This window comes from Lysinibacillus sp. NPDC048646 (assembly GCF_050272295.1).
Classification (GTDB): Bacteria; Bacillota; Bacilli; order Bacillales_A; family Planococcaceae; genus Lysinibacillus.
In genome coordinates, this window is sequence record NZ_JBNNLZ010000005.1 from 186,095 (window position 1) to 208,424 (window position 22,330).

Sequence of the window (22,330 nt, forward strand, 5' to 3'; positions counted from 1 at the left end):
CTCCAAATCTATGACCTAGGCTAATTAGGAATAAATGCATCTTTTAAAATCCATAATTTGTATTATACATTTACAAAAATACTAACTCAAATCATAATCCTACATTTCAATACAATATAAAGCTGCTCTTTAGGAAAAAATATCATCCTTCCAATCTATCTGAAATTTAAAAGGGCATGTTTTGAAAAAAATTTTCAAAACACGCCCGAAATATTTTAATTCTCGCTAATTATCAACATATCACTTTCATCAAATTCCCAGCTATCTCCATAGGCCGCTTCCCAATAAAAACCGTTAGGATCTTGGAAATAGCCACTATAGCCACCCCAAAATACTACTTCTGGCTTCTTGACGATTTTTGCACCTGCTTTTTCAGCCAACACAAATACTTCATCGACTTCTTCTCTGGATTTACCGTTATAAGCAAGGGTAATTCCTGAAAAGCTATCACCAATTTGTGGTGGATTTTCTTCGTTAATATCTTTTACCAAGCGATCAATTTGAAACAGTGAAATCTTTGTTCCTGCATTATTAAAGAAAATTACATCTGGACTTGATTCATCTCCATATACAAACACTTCAAATCCAAGTCCATCCCGATAAAACGTTAGTGACTCTACCATATCTTTAACACCTAAAGTTATTAAATTTAAACGGTTCATCTCGTAATCCCCTTTTCTACAGTGTCCTTACTTAATTCTACTTCTACTCCCAAATCCCCTTTATCTTTACAGTTCCAGCTAAATTATTTATTTAATTTGCTTCTGTCCATATACTTTTGGTGTAAGCCATCTCCAATCCACAACGCTCCATATTATTTTGACTTATAGAAGCAAATTTTGCTTGACCGATCATTAAGTCACAATTTTGCTTGATAGCTGCATGGATACGAAATTTGATTAATGCTTGATGGACGCCTTGATTCCGTGCACTTGGTTTTACAGCAGATGCAGCTAAAATAGCCGTCCCATCCTTTACAAATAAAGAACCAATGCCAACATCCTCATTATTCAGCGAAGCAATATAAAACGACCAACCTGGCTTATCATGTAATACTTTATTATTTTGAGCGACATTGGCTGCTAAAAAGGCAGGCATATCAAAGCCTTCCGCATAAATCTTCCCACAGCTATTAAATTCACTTTCAGTTATTTTTCTTATCTTTATGGAAGAATGATCTGCCATTTCTAAATAATTTGCTAAGTCTTTTGTAATGACCATTCCTCTAACACCAACCCCATTTTATTATGAAGACCGATTCAAACTTACATTTATTGTATATTAAAACTGAAAGAACGACACTTATTTTTGTGTCGTCTTCTTTATTTTACCTAGCTTTGTCAGTTTGAAAGTACTTGCTATTAAAATTTTTCCCATACGGACCCTTGGTATCACGCAATAGGAACCTCCGCGTTTCTATGAAACCAAAAAGTGCGTACTTTTTTTTATACATCGACAAAAGCATAATAAAAAAGCAACAAAGAACAATCCACAATGGAGGACTGACCATGATAAATAATTTACAAGATACAATCACATTACAAAACGGCTTAGCAATGCCAGGTATGGGATTAGGTGTATTCCAAGTAGCAAACGACGCTACCGTGGAAATCGTAAAAAATGCAATTGAGGTTGGTTACCGCAGCATTGATACCGCAGCTATTTATGGCAATGAAGTAGGAGTTGGTGAGGGTATACAACAAGCATTAGCATCTACTGGTTTAAAACGTGAGGATCTATTCATTACATCAAAAGTATGGAATGACGGCTTAGGCTATGACGAGACAATCGCAGCATACGAAGAGAGCTTACAAAAATTAGGATTAGATTACTTAGATCTCTATCTCATTCACTGGCCGGGTAATGATAAATATACGGAAGCTTGGAAAGCACTAGAGGATTTATACGAAGAAGGAAAAATTAATGCAATCGGTGTATGTAATTTCAATGTATCACATTTACAAGATTTATTAAAAATAGCTCGCATCACACCTGCCATAAACCAAGTAGAATTCCATCCACGATTACAACAAATAGAGCTACGTTCATTTTGCATGGAGCACAAAATTCAACTGGAAGCTTGGGCTCCATTAATGCAAGGAGGACTTCTTGAGGATGAGACGATCTCAAAAATAGCAGAAAAATATGGGAAATCAAATGCACAAGTTATTTTACGCTGGGATATCCAAAATGGTATCGTAACCATTCCAAAATCAGCACGTAGAGAGCGTATGATTCAAAATGCCGACATCTTTGACTTCAGTTTAACTGATGAAGAAATGGCATACATTCATACCATGAATTTAGATAAACGCGTCGGCCCAGACCCAGAACAATTTGATTTTGTCATGTAATTAAAGGGTCAATATGGCTGTAACGGTAGGACAACCAAAGTGACTGCTACCGTAAGTTGAAAAAGAATCTGCGAGACTCCTGCAATTTACCCGCAGAGAGCTGGCAGATTCTATTATCCTAGAAAGCTTCTTTTGCTATTTTTTAAGAAGTTTGCTTAACTGCAATATCTTCATCGCGTTGCATTAACAGAACGTCTTCACCGTTATTAATTAATAGCTCAATGTGTTTTTCACCCCACGTGCACAGTAAGTTCAGCACAGGATCCATTTCTTGTCCATAGGGTGTTAATGAATATTCAACCTTTGGCGGTACTTGATTGAACACCTTACGATTAATTAATCCCGACTGCTCTAATTCACGTAATTGACTCGTCAACATTTTTTGGGAAATCCCTGGAATTAACCGACGAAATTCATTCGTACGAATGTTGCCATGGTGAATGAGATGACACAAAATAACAGGTTTCCATTTTCCACCGATTACTTCAAGAGTGGCTTCAACACCAATATTATAAACTTTTTTCATAGTAACCTCCTGTAATATACAAAAGTAACTAAAAGTACACTACACAACTTTTTGATACCATTGAATATTACTACACACTATAAAAAAAATCAAAGGAGTAAGCAATATTATGACAACAAAAACAGCTCTGAATGCTAAACTAACGCTTCTTGCACTAGCAATCAGTGCGTTTGGTATAGGTTCAACAGAATTTATCAGTGTGGGGCTTCTACCCCTCATTACAAATGACTTGGGTATATCGTTAAGTACTGCAGGCTTAACGGTTTCAATATATGCATTAGGTGTAACAATTGGCGCACCCCTTTTAACGGCTTTAACTTCTGGACTCAGTCGAAAAAATGTACTATTGCTTGTCATGGTACTTTTTATTGCTGGTAATTTACTGGCTGCTCTAGCACCTACGTTCTCAATATTACTAATTGGGCGTATTATTTCAGCTCTGGCACATGGTGTATTTATGTCCATCGCCTCTGTCATAGCGGCTGAAGTTGTAGAGCCAAATAAACGGGCCAGTGCCATTGCATTTATGTTTACTGGCCTAACATTAGCAACTGTGACAGGTGTTCCATTAGGAACTTTCATCGGTCAAGTGACAGACTGGCGAATGTCTTTCGTTTTCATTGTCGTAATCGGCTTAATCGGCTTAATTAGTAATGCTTTACTTGTGCCAAGTAATTTATCAAAAGGTGAACCTGTCTCAATACGTGATATTGGCAAAGTACTAGGCAACTTACGTATGCTCTTAATTCTATTCATTACAGCAATTGGTTATGGTGGTGTTTTTGTAGTATACACGTATGTATCGCCTATTTTAGAACAATACATGGGCTACTCGCCTCACGCTATTGTCATTATTTTAGTCGTCTTTGGTATCTGCGTGGCTATTGGTAATACATTGGGTGGACATTTTGCAAATAACGACCCATTGCGAGCCATTTTCATAATCTTTATCGGTCTTGCTTTATCCCTACTGGGTATTCATTTCTTCTTACAATCACATATTATTGGCTTAATCATGGTCCTGTTAATGGGACTGTTTATGTTTATGAACGTACCCGGCTTACAACTATATGCCGTACAGCTATCAGAAAAATATGTACCTTCAGCTATTACAATGGCTTCAGCGTTAAATATTTCTGCATTTAATATAGGCATTTTCCTCGGATCTTACCTAGGTGGGTTAATTATTGACCATCACTCTTTAACTCAAACACCCATGTACGGATTCTTAATGGTTCTGCTAGCTGCTTTCGTTTCATTAACTTGGCTACTCTTAGACAAAAATAAAAAATAAGATTTGCAGTTGCTCCTACCTCTTCACTACAACTCTCAAGTTTGTATAAGAAACATCTAGAGAATGTGTATTGTTTGTTTTAATAATGTGTCCTATAATTTATTTGAATCAAACGAGAATGATTATCATTATAAATTACAAATATTTTCACAGTGTATCTGTACTAAAACTATAGGAGTGAATAGCTATGCGTAGAGGACCATTTTTTTCGTTAGCACTTTTATTGGTGCTGACGTTCATTTTAGGAGCATGTAGTTCTAACGAACAAAAAGTTGAGTCGAAAGAAAATACATCAGCAGTAGAAACTAGAATCGTAGAGGATGAGTTTGGTAAAGTCGAAATCCCTGCCCACCCACAGAGAGTCGCAGCCGTATACTTAGAAGATTATTTAAGCGCTCTTGATATAAAGCCAGTCATCCAGTGGTATCATCCTACATGGGGTATACAAGAGTATTTAAATTTAGATGTACCTAAGTTCGATGTGACAGGAAGTATTGAGGCTCTTTTGGAAGCTAAGCCAGATTTAATCATTGTGGACGGAGCAGTCGATTCAGCGAAATATGAAAAGTACTCAAAAATTGCACCAACTTATCGTTTAAAAGAAGAAATTCTCCAAAATCCTCGAGAAATTGTAAAAACAATTGCAGATGTTTTAAACGTACCAGAAAAAGCGAATGAGGTTGTTAAACAGTATGAAGAGCGAGTGACTTCGTTAAGAACTGAATTAGATGCATCTGTAGGTGAAGAAACAGTAGCCGTTTTACGCTTAAACGTTGGAGATAAAACTTTAGCTTTATTTGGCATTGAGAATCGATTCATAGGGAATGTTTACAAAGAAGCAGGTTTAACACCACATCCTTTAGTGCGTGATATGAAGGAATTCCAAGAAGTTTTATCTGAAGAGGCTATTCCCAATTTGGATGCGGATCATATAATAATTTTCCCTTCTGATGGAACATGGGAATCGAAGGAAAATCAAGAGGCTGTTCAATGGCTTGATAGCACGCTATGGAAATCGGTACCCGCAGTAAAAAATGATCATGTGTATATCGCAAATAGAACATATTGGCAAACCGGAGCTATTACAGCAAACTTATTGAAATATGATGATCTTGAAAAATGGTTTGTTAAATAATTGAATCGTCTGGTAAAAAGAAAGCTCTCTAAGGGCTTTCTTTCTGTTGTTTTCATAAATATATAGAAAGGATGAAGGATGCAATGGGGAACCAACCGTTTATGTACGTATTACAAGAAATATTGTATTTTGCATCCTCAGAAAGGCAATGGCAGATACATAAAAACGATGATTATAGGCTATTCATTATTATGAATGGTAGGGGAAAACTAGTTGCTGCAGGGGAAACTATAAAACTTGCTGAAGGTAAGTGTGTCATTATCTCTCCAAATAACATGATTGAAATTAGCGTTGAAAGTGAGTGTTTTAGTTTTTATCAATTGTCGTTTACAGCTATAAGTTTGGGTGATTCAAAGCAACCCAAAGTGCATGAAATCTTTTCAATTATAGGTGAACTACGTTGCCTTCCCGTTTCACAATGTAACAATCAGCTAGAGATTATTTATCGCAACCGCTTAATGATTGATGAACTTTCGATATTTGAGCAGCATGTTCGATTTCAAGAATTTATGTTATTCATTCTTCAACAGAATCTACCTAAATTGCACAAAAAAAATGATCGCCAATCTGTTGAATATTCAATTGACTATATCAACGAACACTATGAAAAGGATTGGACTGTCGAACAATTATCACATATTGCAGACGTTCCTCGGTGGAACTATTCTCGTATCTTTAAAGAAATCACTGGCCACATTCCACTTCACTATTTAAACAATATTCGTATTGACCGTGCAAAACAATTACTTAGCACAACTAATGATCGGATATTTGAAATCAGTCAAACTGTTGGATTTAATAATGAATATTATTTTAACCGTCGCTTTAAAGAACATGTCGGTGTCTCTCCAGGACAATATCGTAAAAGTCACAGCAACAATATCCGCGTTTTCGCTCCTTTTTTAGAAGATTTTTTAGTTGCATTAGGCATTACACCCATTGCCCAATTTAGCCATGCGAAATGGGGCAAACAAGAATACCTGGGCTTACAAGAAGTACCGGATTTTGATGTAGCAGATGGTCACATGGAGCAACTTTTAAAATATAAGCCAAATTTAATTATGTTAAATGCTGGTGTAGAGCGTTGGGACACTTGCCACCAATTAAATCAGTTAGCGCCAATTTGTCATCTCTCGCACCCTGGTGAGGACTGGCGTTCAACACTATATAAAATTGCAGATCTAACAGGCCGAACCGCCATCATGAAAGATGTCATTAGGCAATATGAGCACAAGGTCCATGATGCCAGAACAATCTTGAGCAAATCTGTTTATGGCCAAACCGTTGCATTTCTTCGTATCTCTGCACAAGGCATTAGCCTTTATGCAGGCCCAGAATGCGGCTACACAGGGCCCATTTTATATCGAGATTTAGGTTTGATGCCACATCCTCTTGTCTGGAATGTGCCTCACTACACAAGAAGATGTATATTGACGAACGATCAACTTAGTAAACTAGATGCCCAACATCTGTTCATAACATTCGATAAACAACACTCTACTTTCGAAGGAGAGGAACGAAATATTTTAACCTCGCCAATATGGCTTGCCCTTTCAGCTGTGAAAAGCCATTGTGTCTATGAAGTGGACTTTTTAACGTGGATGAATTACGGAGTACTTTCCCATAGCAAAAAAATAGAAGATGTCTTACATGTACTCGGATAATGAATTCGAAGGGAAGCTTTTAAAGTAATTTGAGGGCTTCCTTTGATACATATTTTTTACGTTCAAGAAGAACTACTACCTTTAACACCTAACATCATTCTCTTTCATAAGATAGGATATCAGCTATTGGATAGGAGGAATTCCGTTGTATTATAACCCTTATCCGTATTTTGTCTATTCAAATCATTATCCCCCTTGGATAATGTCCAACCATTCTCCATCTAGCCCATTCCTTGGATATCTGGCAATGCCGACGAACCCAACAAACACCAGCCCCTTCCCACCTGTAGACACACATAAGTTGAAGTCATCAGCAAAACGGATTCAGACTATTATGCAGCAAGCTCAATTACTCACGGATAAAATCGATGGATCAGAGCAATTTGCACATGACCTCATGAACGCCGCGCAACTTTCAAATAAAACTGAAGTTGATACATTAATTGCTTCAACAGGCATCACCATTAAATTCGAAACAAAATATTCACCCGACAATATTCGAATACTATTTACTGAAAGTGGTTGTTGCAGACTAACGTTGATTTTAAATTGGTGATTAGAAGACGCATAGAAAACCACTTTACGTCAATACTCATGTATCCCTATCGAACTTGTAAACTATGATTGCATATGTTAAAGTATTTACATTATTTATTTCTGAAAATTCTATACTTATTATTTCTTATCACGAGAGACGGAGGGATTGGCCCTATGAAGTCTCAGCAACCAGCCTTAGCATGGTGCTAATTCCAATTGGCGAATATCGCCTTGAAGATGAGAAGATGAATCATAAAAGGTCTGTTCTAAGGTCACTTATTGTCACCTTGGAACAGACCTACTTAATTTACGTACAGAGGCACTAAATAGCCACTCCATTTAGATTAGGCACAGTTTACGCAGTGCATAATCAATGCCGCCCTCATTGGATTTCTTCGTTACAAAGTCAGCACTACTTTTTAATGCTTTGCTACCATTTGCCATCGCAATCCCATATCCAACTTGCTCTAACATATCAATATCATTGTCTCCATCACCAAAAGCAATGGCTTCATGAGAATCTAACTGGAAGTAATTTAACACAGCTTTAACAGCAATTGATTTTGAAACATCCTCTTGTAAGACATTTACGATATTGGGATGCCATCTTTCAAATTTTAAATTTGGAAATTGTATCTTGTACTTTTTCTCCATTTGTTCATCCACATATAAACACATTAAGTAGACCTCTTGATTTAAAATATCTTCATTGAATGTTGGATAGTCAAATAAAGATAAAGTTTCATTCATTGCTTTTAAAGTTGCGGGATTATGTACGCCATTCATCGATAATTGTTCTGTAAAAAAAGTAAGACTTTCATTATTCGCATCCGCATACTCTTTTACTGTTTGCACAATATCTTGTGCAAGAGGTATTTTATGAATTACATGATTTTGGTGCTTCACATATGCACCATTAGCTGTGATAAAGGTATCTATACCTAAAGCTATTAATTCCTGACACATTGATAGTGGTCTTCCAGTAGCGGCCACTAAACGAATGCCTTTGCTTTTCAATATCTGTAGAGCTGTCTTAGTACCGTTTACGATACTTCCATCCTCATAATTAATGAGCGTTCCATCAACATCAAAGAATACAATTTTACAATCCATTATTAGCTCCTCCCATTATCTCACTGTTATATAGAGCATTTATTACGATACATTGTACGTTTAACTTATGTAGAACAACGACGCATGATTTTTTAAACCAAACTGCCTTGATAGCCATAATTAGTTTAAAAATTAGTTGGATTTTTAACGCAGCCCTTAAATAGTTAATCCGACCTATAAACAACAATAATAAAACTCAAAAAATGTTTTACGCCTATGCAAAAAAAATAGCTTTGTAAATAAGTCCTTTCAGAATTTTGCAAACTATCATAAACAATTTAACTTTATGTCAAACACGCCGATAAATGCTATTACAAGTACACTTCAGAAAAATTCTTACTTACATAAAAACAACATAAATATTAACCAATATAATTTTAATAATCCTAAAGGAGTATACCAATAAACATAGAATTGTTAAAATAAGAGTTAGTTAAATAAATCTATTGAACGAGCATATACATTCTATAAATAGAACAAAAGAAATAACAATGAATTCGTTACAAAGGAGTTGAATCCCATGGCTTTTAACATTTATTACTATGAAAGTAATGTAGAGTGTAAATTTTGCAAAAAACATTTTACTACATATAAGGTGCGTCCAAATCGCTACAAAATAGTTGAGGAACAAACAGACTTCATGCCCATTTATGAAGGATTGAATCCATTGTTTTATGAAGTAGCGGTTTGTCCACATTGTGGATATGCCTACCATAAGTCCATGACAAGAACTTACGGTCCTTTCATGTTGTTAATCGATGAGTTGTACATTAAAGAGCTGCAAAAACCGATGAACATTTGTCAGGAAAGAACTATAGATGACGCAATTAGTAGCTATAAATTAGCATACCTCGTATCGAGGGCATCGATGGAAGAGCCTCTTTTAATGGCAAATTTTGCGTTAAAAATAGCTTGGCTTTACCGATTAAAAAATGAACATGAATCTGAAATGCGCTATCTTTTTGCAGCTAGAGACTTTTACAGTAAGTCTTTTGCTTCCAACCAAGAGGGCGAGGAACGTATCCAATTCTTACATGCTGAACTGAGCCTACGAATCGGTGATATGGCAGAAGCAAAAAAAGGATTCTCTCGCTTAATTTCAGACCGCAGTATATCCAACAAATATCGAAAATTTGCTCGTAATCGTTGGGAAAATTATAAATATGATGAGCAAACAATTAACGTAAATGAAAATATAGGGGAAATCATCAAATGATGTAATCGAGGAGGAAACAAAATGCAGCTGTTTGGCAAAAAAATTGATGCGAGAGAAGAAGATATTTTTTCGGAATTACATCATTTTTTACTAAGAAAAAATAATCGCACTTTAACAAACGATGAAGTTGTTGAATTAACAGGCGTTTCATCTGATTTGATTTATAAATGGGTAAAAGCAGGTAAATTAAAAAAGTCGATATTCCCTAATATCGGCGCACCATGTGAGCGATGTGGAAAAATTACACAAGCAAAAATCTGTGTTAACTGTTCATCATCCATCGTTAGTACTTTAAATCAAGAGAAAAAAGATCAAGCTTGGTTTAACCAAATACAGCGTAACAATCCACGTGCAGGCACATACCATTACAAATAAGACAAACACACCTTCCGAAATATGTATAAATTTTTCACTTACACATCTCGAGGTGTTTTTTTGTCCGCTCTATTAAGAAAAATAAGGAATTTAAACTAAATTTAAACAAATTTCACCACGATTTTAAACTTCATTCATTATAATTGGACTCATCAAGAGAGAGGGGCCGATGAATTTTGATTAAGTCGTATAAGCAAAAAAGCAAGAAACAAATGGTGTTGCTTTCATTAAGTGTAGCCTTTACTAGTTTACTAGTCTTCACCAATGTAGCCAATGCCTCAGCAGCTGTCCCTGCCATTACAGAGCAAAAGACAGTGGAAAATAAGTATGTAGAGGTTAAGCAAGCGCGTACATCAAATGAAACACTACAAGAATGGAAAAGTTGGGTGAATGACCATGCCTATAGTTTAACGTCCATTCAACCTGAAAAACTTGAAAAACAGCAGATTCCATCTAGTCACTTTGATGATTTAGATATATTAAAGCCATTATTACACGATAAACGCATTGTCTTTCTAGGTGAGAGCTCGCATGGAGTAGCTGAATTTAACCTTGCCAAAACGCGCATCATCCAATTTTTACATCAAGAAATGGGTTACAACGTTCTTGCATTTGAAAGTGGTATGGGCAATGTCATGAATGCCCAAGGACAGATTGACAAGCAAGCCGCACAACAAACGATGAAGGATGCTATTTTTGGCGTTTGGTGGACAAAGGAAACACTACCGTTGTTTGAATATGCTAAGACAACTCAGCAAACCGATCAGCCATTAGCTCTAGCAGGATTTGATATTCAGCAACAAGGTCCATATACAAACGGTGACTGGTTAAAAAATAGTGAGTTAGCTAAACAGTTCAGTGACGTAGAAGAGCAGTTAGCTGAATGGAGCTCTAGCAAGGATTTACAAGGTTATAGAAAGGTAAAGCCAAGTATCATCGATGTATATACGCAGGTAAAATCACAAGTGAAGCTCAAGGAAGCAGAATTAAAGTTAGCATATCTGAACGAACCTCATATTGTAAAACTTATGGAGAGAACTCTAGCTGATCGTATCGATTTAGCAAGCGAATATGTAGAACTTACAATTCAATCCAACATTGAAATCGAACAAAATAACCCTGAATCATTTTTGAAAACGATGGAATGGCGAGATCAAGCAATGCTAGAAAACTTGCTTTGGTTGTCCACAGAAATTTACCCGACAGAAAAATTTATTGTTTGGGCTCATAATGACCATATTCGTAAAGCCCAATCAGAAGTTATGGGTTCTCCTTATCCGGTAAAATTAATGGGTGAACGCCTACCAGATATCTACAAGAAATATAGCTATGTGCTTGGTCTTTATATGGCTGGTGGAGAAACGGCAAACAATATGCGTAAACCTATGAATGTCTTGCCACCAGCAAAAGGATCAGTCGAAGATATTCTTTCATCAACAAATAAACCTTACACCTTCATAGACTTACGAAACCGTCAAAATGAACGAGGAAATTCATGGATGTTTGAACCACGTTTATCATATAGTTGGGGAATTATGCAGGAAAGTCTTGTGCCACGCGATCAATATGATGGAATTCTTCTAATTGACAAGGCGAGTATTCCAAATTATGTAAAGTAGAAGGATTTGAGAATCGTATCGGTTAGTTTCGCTATTTTATCCGTCAGTTCGACCATTCTATCCATCACTCCATTTCTATCTCTATTGAAAAAAGCAGGCTAAGGAAAAGATCCTTAGCCTGCATCTCGTTATCATCTTCTAAGTATCCATCGAAATATTATCCCAGCCTTCATTTCGATGGCCTATCATCCAGAACAATCCTCTGCGTCTTTCCATGACAATACTTTCGTTCATACCGGCAGGACAGTCTTGCCCTTTTATTCGACTATCTACGCATGCCCAGTGCAGTCTATAAATTTTATCGGCCTCATCCAGTATTTCTTCTGTGCTACGCATCGTAGTATGGAGGTAGAACTGTTCAAATGTTTCGTGGTTAGAAACGACTTTAATTGCATAAGCACAGTCGCATACATCATCAGGAAATTCCAGCGTATTCACAAGACCTAGGGCCCAAACAAGTACCCAGTAAGCTTCATATTGCCAAGAAATATTGACCGCCCCTTGTCTACTTGGTTCTTCAGCTTGTAGAAAATTGCTTTCATTATCAGTCAAGAATTCTCTCACGCCATATCTCTGCAGCATATTAATGAAAAAATCTTTGGATTCATGGATGTTGTCACCTTGCACTACATCACAAGCGTATTGAATGACAATTAACAAAGCGACAGCTCTTCTGGCTATGTCTTCATGCGTTTTAAACTGACATTGCTCTATAGCCACGAGCTGAGGTAAGGAATGATTAAAGGATATCCCATTTTCATTTAAATAAGCCTCTGTCTTGTTCTTTCTTAGTTCCCCCTCTTCGGATGGTACCTCCTGCCCCATTACTTTTCTTGTACAACCATGTGGTCTAAAATTAGCAGACCCAGATTCCCCATTTGGATAAACAATAACAAGACCTTCTTGATCTAATAAAGTACCATCTGGTAAAAAGCCAATTCCTCCTATTTGCGATAGCAGCCTCGTAAATAACTGCATCTGTTCCTCATTCATATCTTTGTCCATTTCGATGGCAACCACCGTATTTAAATCGGATATTTGTGTTAATACCAATCCTTTGAGGTTCTCATCCTCAAAAGGAATGTCATTATAATATCCCATCATTCCAGGTATATTTTTATCGAAGTAACTTGGGTCCGTCTCTTCAGAAATGACCCTTATCGTAAATTTATATTTTTTAAATAGCGTTTTGAATTTGATAAAATATTCATTGTCATCTCTCTTAATTTCGAAGCCTTTCGCAAAAACATCTGATATCTTATTTTCAATATCATCAATGTCGTTCTTGGAAGCAAATATAGTAAAATTTCTCAATCTTATCTCTCCTCAGCAATACTTTAATAAATTATAAAGCTATTAAGTATTTCGGATTTCTATGACTATCCTTTCACCTAATTTTCACTAACTACCGATAATCTAGATAATATGTTCTTTGTAATAGTTATAGTATTCACTCACACTATTCATGACCTGTCAGAAAGTTAAAATAGAAAAGGAGACGATAACTAAATCGCCTCCTTTATCTCATCGTATGTGTTAAATCTCAGGTTCTTGTTTCGCAAGTTCTTCAAGCATCACTTTTAATTGCTCTACCATTGGAGCCGGAGCTTTCTTTGGCGAACCCACATCAAACGGAGGCATAGGATCATATTCCAATAACAGTTGGACTAATTTACTAATATCTTCTCCACATTCCCATGCTACTAGCTGAAGAGCCATGTCGATACCAGAAGAGACACCCGCTGCCGTAACGATTTTACCTTGGCGAACTACCCTTTCTTCAGTTGGCATGGTACCAAGAGAGCTTAGAATGTCAAAGGAGCCCCAATGACTGGTTGCCTTCGCTCCTTTTAGCAAACCTGCGGCACTCAGAATTAGAGAACCATTACACACGGAAGTCGTCCACTTAGTCGTTTCATGAATTTGCTGAATCCAATGCAATGTTTCTTCGTCATTCATTGGCACTTTAAAATTAGGTGGGCGACAACCAGGAACGACCAGAATATCGGCTGATGGTACTTCAGAAAAACTTAAATCTGCATGTAAGTATCCCATTTTAGAATCTAATTTTATTAATCCTTTATTTTTAGCGACAAACTGTACTTGCATGCCCTCTACTGTTGCAAATACTTCATACGGACCAATTGCATCTAACGCTGTGATTCCATCGTAAAGCATAATTACGACCTTCATATTAACCTCTCCTTTTAACTTCATTATTTATAGAGAATGAAAGTTTCACCCCTTAGATAAAATAAGACCGGACGGTTCGGTCCTTAACTAGCATTATATAGGATAACTCCACATATTTCTATACAAAAAAAGAACCAAGAATTTAACTCTGGTTCTTTTCTGTATAATGCTGTAAAAGTATTTTCACTTGTTCAACACTATGGTTCATATGTTCATTTTTTAAAGATAGACGGCTTGCCATCACTGCACCCTCTATAGTCGAAAATAAAAAAGATGCTAAAGAATACGAATCCATCTCTTGCCGAAATTCCTTAGTGTGAATTCCCTCATCAATTATGCCTTGTATAAAAAACACAGTTCGATTGTAAGCTTCTGAGGCTTTTTCATGAAGCTCTGGAAAACCAAAATCGGATTCGATTGCCGTATTAAGTAGAGGGCAACCCCCTTCGATTGGTGGGTTATTAACAGCATCTTGGTAGATATGAAACATCGCTATTAATTTATCGGTCGCCGTAACCATATATTTCGTTGCTTCAAAATAATACTGCCAAATAAGGCTGCCCGCATATTCAAATGAAGCAATTGCAATATCGTTCTTGTTTTCAAATCTTCTATATATAGCACCTTTAGGAAGTCCAGTGGCTGTCATAATATCTTGTATAGAAGTTTGACTATAACCCTTTTTATTAAATAAGGCTAAGGAAGTTTGAATAATAAGATTGCGTGTTTCATCTACTTTATTCATGTATATTCTCCTCCCCATGTAATGTAACAACTATTATAGCTAATAATGCAATAACTTTAAATTAGTAACAATCTTTTTCTAGCGCTTTTACCATACAATCTCCTTTACCGTAGTTAATTAAGTTGTATTGCATAATAAAATAGTTGTTTGACAAATACCAAAAAAAATCATGGTAGCTTTACAGATTTAGCTGCTGTTTCGCCCATTATTAATGAATCCGGCACAGACGTGAAGGTAATTCATACATTGATCAATGAAATGGCTCTGGGCTTCTTTGATAAAAATTGAAAGGGCACAAATAAAAATATATTAGAAGAAATTCAGAACAATTATTCTGAAATTAACTTAACCAAACATTAAAAAAAGGTTGCTGATGAACTTACTTGTCAGCAACCTTTCTCTTAGGGATTCCACAAAATTCTCTGGATGTTACTTCAATAATTACCTCTACCTACAGTCCGCTACTTTTATCTTTTACAAGTTCCATCATAATTTTTGTCACATACTCCTCCTCACGATTTTTAATTACCGCGTCATAAATATATTCCTCATAAACGTACTGCCCTAACTCGTAGTCCTTTTCATGCATGACGTTAAATAATCGCTCGTATGTTTCACCAAGTGTAGTAGATGGCCCCACATGGTAGCCAATAATAAAATCTCCTGCAATCGCTTTAAAGTATGGGTGGCCCTCACGTGGATTGGGCTGCTCCATATATAGAAAACAATAATTATCATAGTTACCAGCTAACACTTGCTCTCTTTTCGTAATACCGCCAATTGGATAGCCTGTATCCAACTGTGAGCGATCTAATTCATCGATAAAATCAGAGACTGCCTTCACAAACTGTTCTTCTGTGGAGTCCTCAATATTTTTACTTAAATATAATGTATCTTCAGGGAAATGTTCGATTGTAATGCTATCAAAATCAAGATGTAGAGCTTCTTCTGTTGAATCAATTTTCACATCAATAATATTTTCAATCATTTCAAGCTCTCGGCGCTTTTTCGCAACAATTCCCTTTTGCTGACGCATCAATTCTAAAAAATTCTCGGGCGATTTATCTGCCATATAGGCCTGAATTTCCTTTAGGGACATGCCGACCGCCTTTAATAATTCAATAACACTAAAAAAATCATATTGTGCAATTGAATAATAGCGATAATCTTTATTATCTTTCATGATTGGTGATAATAATCCTATTTGATCGTAGTAAATCAGCGTTTGTTTATTCACTTTACAAAGCTTAGCGAATTCACCTGTTGTAAAAAATTTCACATTTTTATTAAGCATATTAAGTTTCCTCTCTTGACTATATAGTTACTATATACCTTAAATTGTAGCTAATCACAATAAAATTAGAAAGGTTTTGACATTATGTTCACGGAAATACGTGACATCACTTCTTTAAACAAGGAAGAAATTTTAGCATTACGCATTGCCGACTATCAGCAGGATTTTATTGAAACGACATTGCAATGCTTAACTGAGGCTGAAAACGACCGACGTTATATCCCTGTTGGACTGTATAAGGATGACATTGCTGTTGGATTTGCTATGTATGGCGTTTTTCCGCACGAGGATGAGACGCAGCGGGTTTGGCTGGACCGATATTTTATTGATGAACACTATCAACATCAAGGATTGGGAAAGTATTTTTTACAGCAGCTTATACATTTTTTAGTAAGGGATTACCATTGCCGAAAATTATATTTAAGTGTCTACGACCATAATAATGTTGCCATTCAACTTTATAAAAAATTCGGATTCGTTTTCAACGGTGAACTAGATGAACAAGGTGAAAAGGTGATGGTAAAGGAGGTACACAATCATGACAACAATTAATTCTATTGAAACAAGACCTCTAAGGCCGTTGTTTTTATCATACTTATTTCCAGCTATGATTGGTATGTTATTGATGTCCGTCAATATTTTAGTGGACGGTATTTTTGTTAGTCATGGTGTTGGACCAACAGCACTTGCAGGAGTAAATATCGCAGTGCCGATTTTCTCCATTCTATTATCTATTTCTTTGTGGATTGGTATGGGTGGTGCCACCATGTACTCCATCTCTCTTGGTGAGGGTAATAAAAAACGTGCACATCAGCTTTTCACATTATCTTTTTTGACGATGTTGACAGTAGTCGTAACATTGATTACATTACTTTTATTCAACTTAAAAGATATTGCCTATATATTTGGCGCAAGCGATGTTACCTATCCTTATGTACAAGATTACTTGCATGTTATTTTGTTATTTGGTGTTTTTTATACAATTGAAAACTTATTAAGTATTTTTATTCGAAATGATGGCAATCCAAAGCTTGCAATGATGGGTTTAATTACGACGTCTATTTTGAATATACTTTTAAACTATATTTTTATTTTCGTATTAAATTACGGTGTAACTGGCTGTGCATTAGCGACTGCGATATCTACGATTTTAGGGATGTCTGTACTGTGCCTACATTTCTTCCAGAATGGATCTGAGCTAAAATTTGTATCTAAGTTTTTTAATTGGTCAGATTTAAAGAAAATATTTGCCATTGGCCTACCAAGCTTTATAGTGGAAGCTTCAATGGCTGTCATGATTATTTTGTACAACGTAACATTTTTACACTATTTAGGTGCAAATGGCGTTACTGCCTATGCAATGGTCAACTATATTCATACCGTTCTTTTAACTGTATTCCTTGGCATTGGCATGGCACTACAACCGCTCGTCAGTTATCATCATGGCGCCAGATTAATAAAGAGATTAACAGTCCTTCTAAAAATTGGTATTACGACCGCACTTATTTTAGGATTAATCACTACCATTATTGCTACGTTATTCCCTTCACAGCTAATGGCTTTATTCGGCGACAGTACAATTGACATTCGCAATATGGCCGCACTTGGCTTTGCTCATTTCGCGATTGGATATATATTTTTAGGTATAAATATGGTTTTTGCGGAATTTTTCCAATCCATTGAAAAAATTCGTCTCGCAACAACTATCATGTTACTTCGCAGTATTATATTATTTATACCTGCCCTCATATTATTGCCAAAACTACTTGGTGCACAGGCAATTTGGTGGACATTCCCTGTTGCTGAAGGCATTACCAGCTTACTTATTTTCTTGTATATGAAGAAAAAGCCAAAAGTAATTTCTTCTATTTTTAATTCATAAGAAGGATGAATAAAACGTTATCCCCCTTTCGATGATCTCGTCGAAAGGGGGATAACTTTATAATTTTATTTCACCAATACATTTCAGCAGATATTACCTGGTAAATAAGCTAGCTAAATCTCAAAAAGGAGTACAAACGTTCTATTTTATGCTATGATGAAAATTCATACTATTGAAAAGGCGGGATGTACATGAATAAGATAAGTTCGGTTCAATTAGAGCACTTTGATGAAAAATTTCTCAATGATTTAGAAAACTTTGATCTACCTCTAGAGCAAATACAATTTTCAGCACTCCCAAAAGAAATTATCAATACAACAGATGGGCAATATCGTATCGTCATTACTCACCAAGAACAAGCAGTCGGATTCTTTCTTTTACATACCACAAAGAGAGTAAAAGACTACTCAAACAATCCAAACGCACTACTTTTAACAGCGTTAACTGTAGATCATAAACATCAAGGTATGGGGTTTGCCAAGGAGGGCATGCTTGCTTTACCTCATTTTATGAAAGAATTTTTCCCTAGTTATAATGAAGTCATTCTGGTTGTAAATGAAAAAAACATTCCAGCTCAACATTTATATAAAAAAGTTGGATTTGTTGATACAGGAATACGAAAAACTGGACGTATTGGTGAACAAATTCTAATGAATCTGCTCATTAAATAAAGCGGTGTACTATATAGAAAAGAATCTGCGAGACGTCTGCGGCTTACCCGTGGAAATCGAGCAGATTCCTGTTATTTACTTTAGCAATGCAAGCATCACTTCCACAGAATTATCAACAAATGACCGCTCAGGACGAGATTTCATTATGACGGTTAGACCAATTAATGATACGAGCAAAGCCTGAGATAAAGCCTTCGCATTTATCCCTTGCTCAAGTTCCCCCGATTGTATACCTCGTTCAATGGTCTCTTGAAATATGACTGATAAGTACATTTGATGTTCTCTTGTAAGAATTTCGAATTTCTCATCATGAGGCGCAAGTTCGACCATTGTATTAATGGAAAAACATCCTCGGCTGAAACCTTCTGTGTATTCCTCAGTAACCAAATCTTCAAAAAAAGTACGGAATGCTTGTTTTGCAGATGGAATGTTTTGGAGTTTCGTTCGAATTTCAGAAGCACGGGCCATCGTGTATTTACGTAGCGCTGCTTCGAACAATTCTTTTTTACCTCCAAAGGCTGAGTATACACTGGGGCGTTGAATACCCATTCTAGAGGTTAAATCACTTAATGATGTTGCCTCATATCCCTTCTCCCAAAATAGTTGCATAGCTGCATCTAATGCTTTTTCTTCGTCAAATTCGCGGTTTCGTCCCATCATCAATACCTCGCATTATTCTTGATTATTTATCATTCATTCAATTGTTCCGACTAAATAAAATTGAATACATTTACGTACCAAACAGTATAATATAATTTTATATTTAATCATTCATGTTGTCAATTATGTTTGAGCTTAACCTAACAAAAGATAACTACATTATGGCATTAAATGCTTCACCTAAAATCCTATTTGACAGAAATAGGTTTTATAAGGTATATTTATTTGGCTTAATATCGTACCAATCGGTATGATATTTTTCTTTGTTTTTAAATTTTGAGAGAAGGTGTGTACAAAATGAAGGGGGTTAAAGAAAAAGTAACAAGCGATGCCGAGATAAAAATGAACTCGCCAGTAGGTGCATTTATCACAACTGATTCAGCTCATGGTTCTTCTATGTCTCGCTATGTGACAGTATTGTTTGCAGTTGCATGTGGTATGTCAGTTGCGAATATCTACTTCGCACAGCCGCTACTCGATCAACTTTCAAGTGAGTTTGGTATTGACCATTCCATCATTGGTATTGTTATAACCATTACACAAATCTTTTATGGTCTGGGATTACTGCTGCTAGTACCACTTGGTGATTTACTGAATCAGCGCCGTTTGATCATCGGTCAGATGTTATTATCCATTATTGTTTTGGTTATAGTTGGAACTTCATCTAATACTTCTATACTTTTCGCAGGTATGGCTTTGGTGGGACTGCTTGCGGTTGTGACTCAGACTCTTGTGGCGTTCGCAGCAACTATGGCTGCCCCTGCAGAACGAGGACGTGTCGTGGGCGTTGTAACTAGCGGAATTGTAATCGGCATACTTCTTGCACGATCTATTGCAGGGATATTAACAGATCTTGCGGGTTGGCGTTCCGTATATCTTGTTTCTGCTGCGCTACTGTTTTTTATAGTATGTATGTTTTTTAGGGTGTTACCTAATGTTGAACGCGAGGTAAAATCACTTTCGTATTCTCAGTTACTTAAATCAGTCTTTACGTTGTTTATCCAAGAGCGTGTGTTACGCATCCGCTCTGTTTTGGCTCTGCTGATTTTTGCTGATTTCAACATTTTGTGGACTTCACTTGTACTGCCCCTTAGCACGCCACCAATATCTCTTTCGCACAGTGCAATTGGAGCGTTTGGCCTTGCAGGTGTAGCGGGAGCTTTAGCTGCTGCACGTGCGGGAAGGTTAGCTGATCGAGGTTACGGACAGAGAACGACGGGCATTGCTTTGTTGCTATTGTTGATTTCATGGTTGTTCATTAGCTCTACAGAGCATTCGTTATTCGCATTAGTTATAGGTATTATTCTGCTTGATTTGGCAGTGCAGGCCGTACATGTCACTAATCAAGCGATGATCCTTCCATTGCGTACGGAAGCGCGTAGTCGTCTTACTGCTGGGTACATGGTGTTCTATTCTATCGGTAGTGCTAGCGGTTCAATTGCATCGACCCAATTATATGCACACTTTGGCTGGGAAGGCGTATGCATACTCGGTGCCTCTGTTAGTGCTTTAGCTCTTCTATTTTGGGCGATGACCTGTCGTACTTCTCTCGCAATAAAATAAGCCTGTGTCCTATCATTGTCAAGTTCTACATAATGAATCCGCACGATACAGGTACTAGAAGGAATAAAAATAATTCGAAATAAAGATATATGAAATTAAAACCTATTTGCTTGCAAAACTGATTACGGAGAAAGCTTATGGGAAAAGGAGAGATAATTTGTGGAGATAGGTATTACTTCGTTTGTAGAAACAAAACCGGATGTTAAGACTGGTGAAGTGATCAGTCACGCACAACGATTACGTGAAGTTGTGGAAGAAATTGTTCTTGCCGATCAGGTGGGACTTGATGTGTTTGGTGTAGGGGAGCATCACAGGGAGGATTATGCAGCATCTTCTCCAGCAATTGTGCTGGCTGCTGCTGCATCTATGACCAAAAATATTCGGCTGACTAGTGCTGTGACGGTGCTTTCTTCAGCTGATCCAGTACGGGTTTTTCAGGATTTTGCTATGCTCGATGGCATTTCAAATGGGCGTGCAGAGATTATGGCGGGCCGGGGTTCTTTTATCGAGTCTTTTCCATTGTTTGGCTATGATTTAAATGACTATGATGAATTGTTTGATGAACATTTGGAATTGCTGCTCAAAATACGAGAATCTGAAAAAGTAACCTGGGATGGCCGACATCGACCAGCTATTAATAATTTAGGCATATATCCACGGCCCGTTCAGAACCCTTTACCAATATGGGTTGGTAGCGGAGGCAATCAGCAATCTGCGATTCGTGCTGGTTTGCTAGGGTTACCACTGATGCTGGCCATTATTGGTGGCAACCCTATGCAGTTTGAACCGCTAGTACAACTTTATAAAAATGCCGCAGCGCACGCTGGTCATGATGTATCAAAACTAAAGGTTGGGTCGCATTCGATAGGATTTGTTGCAGACAATACTGAACTAGCAGCAGAGACATTTTTCCCTTCTACTCAAGCAGGCATGAATAAACTTGGCAAGGAGCGAGGCTGGAGGCATTATGACCGCTCTAGTTTCGATGCCGCTCGCAGCTTCGACGGTGCTCTATATGTTGGTGATCCAGAGACTGTTGCTCAGAAGATTATTCACCTTCGTAAAAATGTTGGCATTACACGCTTTATGATGTATGTACCGTTAAGCTCCATGCCACATGCTGAAGTGATGAGAGCTATTGAGCTGTTAGGAACAGAGGTAGCACCCCGAGTAAGAAAGGAAATAGCCAAATGGGAAGCTGAAACAAGGGGCGATCAATAAAGAGTGCACCCTTCAAGAAAAAAAGCTATTAACTAATTGTTAATTTAATAAAGTTAATCATGCATGAAATAAAAGTAGTTGTTTGGCAATATAGTGTAGATACCATTTCACTAGACATTTAATCTTAAAGAGGCTGGGGCATAACTTTAAATTTTAAGAAAGATGAGCAAAGTCGTTATTAAATTTTTGCTATCTAAAAATGAAGAAAAATTTAGACGTTCTTCCTTTTGGAATAAATAAAATTCAGAAGTGAGTACTAGTTGATGGT

General features: G+C 36.8%; 22 protein-coding genes and 1 riboswitch. Of the genes, 13 read left to right on the plus strand and 9 right to left on the minus strand.

Annotated features, from left to right (window positions below; genetic code table 11):
- Positions 1-215: 215 nt before the first annotated feature.
- Both ACQKII_RS08610 and ACQKII_RS08615 read right to left on the minus strand, forming a co-directional pair.
- Entirely contained in the window at positions 216-662 is a 447-nt protein-coding gene (locus ACQKII_RS08610) for a VOC family protein (RefSeq protein WP_427458322.1), read from the minus strand.
- A gap of 91 nt (positions 663-753) precedes the next feature.
- On the minus strand, positions 754-1,221 hold the full coding sequence (locus tag ACQKII_RS08615) for a GNAT family N-acetyltransferase (protein WP_427458324.1): 468 nt from the start codon (positions 1,219-1,221) through the stop codon (positions 754-756).
- 287 nt (positions 1,222-1,508) lie between these two features.
- Between ACQKII_RS08615 and ACQKII_RS08620 the strand changes: the two genes are divergently transcribed.
- Positions 1,509-2,354 carry an aldo/keto reductase gene (locus ACQKII_RS08620; RefSeq protein WP_427458326.1) on the plus strand — a complete coding sequence of 282 codons (846 nt, stop codon included), beginning with the start codon at positions 1,509-1,511 and terminating at the stop codon, positions 2,352-2,354.
- A gap of 142 nt (positions 2,355-2,496) precedes the next feature.
- On the opposite strand, the gene ACQKII_RS08625 is transcribed toward ACQKII_RS08620, so the two are convergent.
- On the minus strand, positions 2,497-2,880 hold the full coding sequence (locus ACQKII_RS08625) for a winged helix-turn-helix transcriptional regulator (RefSeq protein ID WP_427458328.1): 384 nt from the start codon (positions 2,878-2,880) through the stop codon (positions 2,497-2,499).
- Between the two features lie 109 nt (positions 2,881-2,989).
- On the opposite strand from ACQKII_RS08625, the gene ACQKII_RS08630 reads away from it, so the two are divergent.
- From ACQKII_RS08630 to ACQKII_RS08645, 4 genes are all read left to right on the plus strand, one after another.
- The gene (locus tag ACQKII_RS08630) at positions 2,990-4,174 is read left to right on the plus strand and encodes an MFS transporter (protein WP_427458330.1); all 1,185 of its coding nucleotides are present in this window, start codon (positions 2,990-2,992) and stop codon (positions 4,172-4,174) included.
- Positions 4,175-4,361: 187 nt separating this feature from the next.
- Positions 4,362-5,309 (plus strand): ABC transporter substrate-binding protein, encoded by a 948-nt coding sequence (locus ACQKII_RS08635; protein ID WP_427458332.1) that lies wholly within the window; start codon positions 4,362-4,364, stop codon positions 5,307-5,309.
- A gap of 83 nt (positions 5,310-5,392) precedes the next feature.
- Positions 5,393-6,973 carry an AraC family transcriptional regulator gene (locus ACQKII_RS08640; protein WP_427458334.1) on the plus strand — a complete coding sequence of 527 codons (1,581 nt, stop codon included), beginning with the start codon at positions 5,393-5,395 and terminating at the stop codon, positions 6,971-6,973.
- Between the two features lie 145 nt (positions 6,974-7,118).
- Complete coding sequence (locus tag ACQKII_RS08645; RefSeq protein ID WP_427458336.1) at positions 7,119-7,529, plus strand: hypothetical protein; 411 nt, start codon at positions 7,119-7,121, stop codon at positions 7,527-7,529.
- Positions 7,530-7,652: 123 nt separating this feature from the next.
- A riboswitch (SAM riboswitch) is annotated at positions 7,653-7,754 on the plus strand.
- Positions 7,755-7,849: 95 nt separating this feature from the next.
- Here the strand turns inward: ACQKII_RS08645 and ACQKII_RS08650 are convergent.
- Positions 7,850-8,623 carry a Cof-type HAD-IIB family hydrolase gene (locus tag ACQKII_RS08650; protein ID WP_427458338.1) on the minus strand — a complete coding sequence of 258 codons (774 nt, stop codon included), beginning with the start codon at positions 8,621-8,623 and terminating at the stop codon, positions 7,850-7,852.
- A gap of 520 nt (positions 8,624-9,143) precedes the next feature.
- Between ACQKII_RS08650 and ACQKII_RS08655 the strand changes: the two genes are divergently transcribed.
- The 3 genes from ACQKII_RS08655 to ACQKII_RS08665 all read left to right on the plus strand — a co-directional run bounded on the left by ACQKII_RS08655 (position 9,144) and on the right by ACQKII_RS08665 (position 11,833).
- A complete protein-coding gene (locus tag ACQKII_RS08655) occupies positions 9,144-9,839 on the plus strand; it encodes a DUF2225 domain-containing protein (RefSeq protein WP_427458340.1) in 696 nt (231 codons plus the stop codon).
- 21 nt (positions 9,840-9,860) lie between these two features.
- The gene (locus ACQKII_RS08660; protein ID WP_427458342.1) at positions 9,861-10,214 is read left to right on the plus strand and encodes a hypothetical protein; all 354 of its coding nucleotides are present in this window, start codon (positions 9,861-9,863) and stop codon (positions 10,212-10,214) included.
- Positions 10,215-10,426: 212 nt separating this feature from the next.
- Positions 10,427-11,833 carry an erythromycin esterase family protein gene (locus ACQKII_RS08665; RefSeq protein WP_427458370.1) on the plus strand — a complete coding sequence of 469 codons (1,407 nt, stop codon included), beginning with the start codon at positions 10,427-10,429 and terminating at the stop codon, positions 11,831-11,833.
- A gap of 138 nt (positions 11,834-11,971) precedes the next feature.
- On the opposite strand, the gene ACQKII_RS08670 is transcribed toward ACQKII_RS08665, so the two are convergent.
- The 4 genes from ACQKII_RS08670 to ACQKII_RS08685 form a co-directional block, all read right to left on the minus strand.
- On the minus strand, positions 11,972-13,147 hold the full coding sequence (locus tag ACQKII_RS08670; RefSeq protein ID WP_427458344.1) for a DUF4272 domain-containing protein: 1,176 nt from the start codon (positions 13,145-13,147) through the stop codon (positions 11,972-11,974).
- A 222-nt stretch (positions 13,148-13,369) separates the two neighbouring features.
- Complete coding sequence (locus ACQKII_RS08675) at positions 13,370-14,026, minus strand: DJ-1/PfpI family protein (RefSeq protein WP_427458346.1); 657 nt, start codon at positions 14,024-14,026, stop codon at positions 13,370-13,372.
- A gap of 142 nt (positions 14,027-14,168) precedes the next feature.
- On the minus strand, positions 14,169-14,771 hold the full coding sequence (locus ACQKII_RS08680; RefSeq protein ID WP_427458348.1) for a TetR/AcrR family transcriptional regulator: 603 nt from the start codon (positions 14,769-14,771) through the stop codon (positions 14,169-14,171).
- A 451-nt stretch (positions 14,772-15,222) separates the two neighbouring features.
- The gene (locus ACQKII_RS08685; RefSeq protein ID WP_427458350.1) at positions 15,223-16,065 is read right to left on the minus strand and encodes a MerR family transcriptional regulator; all 843 of its coding nucleotides are present in this window, start codon (positions 16,063-16,065) and stop codon (positions 15,223-15,225) included.
- A gap of 84 nt (positions 16,066-16,149) precedes the next feature.
- On the opposite strand from ACQKII_RS08685, the gene ACQKII_RS08690 reads away from it, so the two are divergent.
- The 3 genes from ACQKII_RS08690 (at position 16,150) to ACQKII_RS08700 (ending at position 18,618) form a co-directional block, all read left to right on the plus strand.
- On the plus strand, positions 16,150-16,617 hold the full coding sequence (locus tag ACQKII_RS08690; protein ID WP_427458352.1) for an N-acetyltransferase family protein: 468 nt from the start codon (positions 16,150-16,152) through the stop codon (positions 16,615-16,617).
- Complete coding sequence (locus ACQKII_RS08695; RefSeq protein WP_427458354.1) at positions 16,604-17,947, plus strand: MATE family efflux transporter; 1,344 nt, start codon at positions 16,604-16,606, stop codon at positions 17,945-17,947. The genes ACQKII_RS08690 and ACQKII_RS08695 overlap by 14 nt, the downstream gene beginning before the upstream one ends.
- Positions 17,948-18,138: 191 nt before the next feature.
- Positions 18,139-18,618 (plus strand): GNAT family N-acetyltransferase, encoded by a 480-nt coding sequence (locus tag ACQKII_RS08700; RefSeq protein ID WP_427458356.1) that lies wholly within the window; start codon positions 18,139-18,141, stop codon positions 18,616-18,618.
- 75 nt (positions 18,619-18,693) lie between these two features.
- Here ACQKII_RS08700 and ACQKII_RS08705 read toward each other — a convergent pair whose 3' ends face one another.
- Complete coding sequence (locus ACQKII_RS08705) at positions 18,694-19,275, minus strand: TetR/AcrR family transcriptional regulator (RefSeq protein WP_427458372.1); 582 nt, start codon at positions 19,273-19,275, stop codon at positions 18,694-18,696.
- A 300-nt stretch (positions 19,276-19,575) separates the two neighbouring features.
- On the opposite strand from ACQKII_RS08705, the gene ACQKII_RS08710 reads away from it, so the two are divergent.
- Complete coding sequence (locus tag ACQKII_RS08710; protein ID WP_427458358.1) at positions 19,576-20,841, plus strand: MFS transporter; 1,266 nt, start codon at positions 19,576-19,578, stop codon at positions 20,839-20,841.
- Positions 20,842-21,000: 159 nt separating this feature from the next.
- Positions 21,001-22,062, plus strand: a complete 1,062-nt coding sequence (locus ACQKII_RS08715; protein ID WP_427458360.1) for an LLM class flavin-dependent oxidoreductase — start codon at positions 21,001-21,003, stop codon at positions 22,060-22,062.
- The last annotated feature ends 268 nt before the right edge of the window (positions 22,063-22,330 follow it).

What these genes read in the sequence shown, in the direction of transcription:
- ACQKII_RS08660 (WP_427458342.1), top strand. Translation starts at nt 9,861, where the DNA reads ATGCAGCTGTTTGGCAAAAAAATTGATGCGAGAGAAGAAGATATTTTT.
- ACQKII_RS08680 (WP_427458348.1), bottom strand. Translation starts at nt 14,771, where the DNA reads ATGAATAAAGTAGATGAAACACGCAATCTTATTATTCAAACTTCCTTA.
- ACQKII_RS08610 (WP_427458322.1), bottom strand. Translation starts at nt 662, where the DNA reads ATGAACCGTTTAAATTTAATAACTTTAGGTGTTAAAGATATGGTAGAG.
- ACQKII_RS08700 (WP_427458356.1), top strand. Translation starts at nt 18,139, where the DNA reads ATGAATAAGATAAGTTCGGTTCAATTAGAGCACTTTGATGAAAAATTT.
- ACQKII_RS08710 (WP_427458358.1), top strand. Translation starts at nt 19,576, where the DNA reads ATGAAGGGGGTTAAAGAAAAAGTAACAAGCGATGCCGAGATAAAAATG.
- ACQKII_RS08625 (WP_427458328.1), bottom strand. Translation starts at nt 2,880, where the DNA reads ATGAAAAAAGTTTATAATATTGGTGTTGAAGCCACTCTTGAAGTAATC.
- ACQKII_RS08675 (WP_427458346.1), bottom strand. Translation starts at nt 14,026, where the DNA reads ATGAAGGTCGTAATTATGCTTTACGATGGAATCACAGCGTTAGATGCA.
- ACQKII_RS08655 (WP_427458340.1), top strand. Translation starts at nt 9,144, where the DNA reads ATGGCTTTTAACATTTATTACTATGAAAGTAATGTAGAGTGTAAATTT.
- ACQKII_RS08695 (WP_427458354.1), top strand. Translation starts at nt 16,604, where the DNA reads ATGACAACAATTAATTCTATTGAAACAAGACCTCTAAGGCCGTTGTTT.
- ACQKII_RS08650 (WP_427458338.1), bottom strand. Translation starts at nt 8,623, where the DNA reads ATGGATTGTAAAATTGTATTCTTTGATGTTGATGGAACGCTCATTAAT.
- ACQKII_RS08665 (WP_427458370.1), top strand. Translation starts at nt 10,427, where the DNA reads ATGGTGTTGCTTTCATTAAGTGTAGCCTTTACTAGTTTACTAGTCTTC.
- ACQKII_RS08635 (WP_427458332.1), top strand. Translation starts at nt 4,362, where the DNA reads ATGCGTAGAGGACCATTTTTTTCGTTAGCACTTTTATTGGTGCTGACG.
- ACQKII_RS08640 (WP_427458334.1), top strand. Translation starts at nt 5,393, where the DNA reads ATGGGGAACCAACCGTTTATGTACGTATTACAAGAAATATTGTATTTT.
- ACQKII_RS08690 (WP_427458352.1), top strand. Translation starts at nt 16,150, where the DNA reads ATGTTCACGGAAATACGTGACATCACTTCTTTAAACAAGGAAGAAATT.
- ACQKII_RS08705 (WP_427458372.1), bottom strand. Translation starts at nt 19,275, where the DNA reads ATGGGACGAAACCGCGAATTTGACGAAGAAAAAGCATTAGATGCAGCT.
- ACQKII_RS08685 (WP_427458350.1), bottom strand. Translation starts at nt 16,065, where the DNA reads ATGCTTAATAAAAATGTGAAATTTTTTACAACAGGTGAATTCGCTAAG.
- ACQKII_RS08620 (WP_427458326.1), top strand. Translation starts at nt 1,509, where the DNA reads ATGATAAATAATTTACAAGATACAATCACATTACAAAACGGCTTAGCA.
- ACQKII_RS08615 (WP_427458324.1), bottom strand. Translation starts at nt 1,221, where the DNA reads ATGGTCATTACAAAAGACTTAGCAAATTATTTAGAAATGGCAGATCAT.
- ACQKII_RS08630 (WP_427458330.1), top strand. Translation starts at nt 2,990, where the DNA reads ATGACAACAAAAACAGCTCTGAATGCTAAACTAACGCTTCTTGCACTA.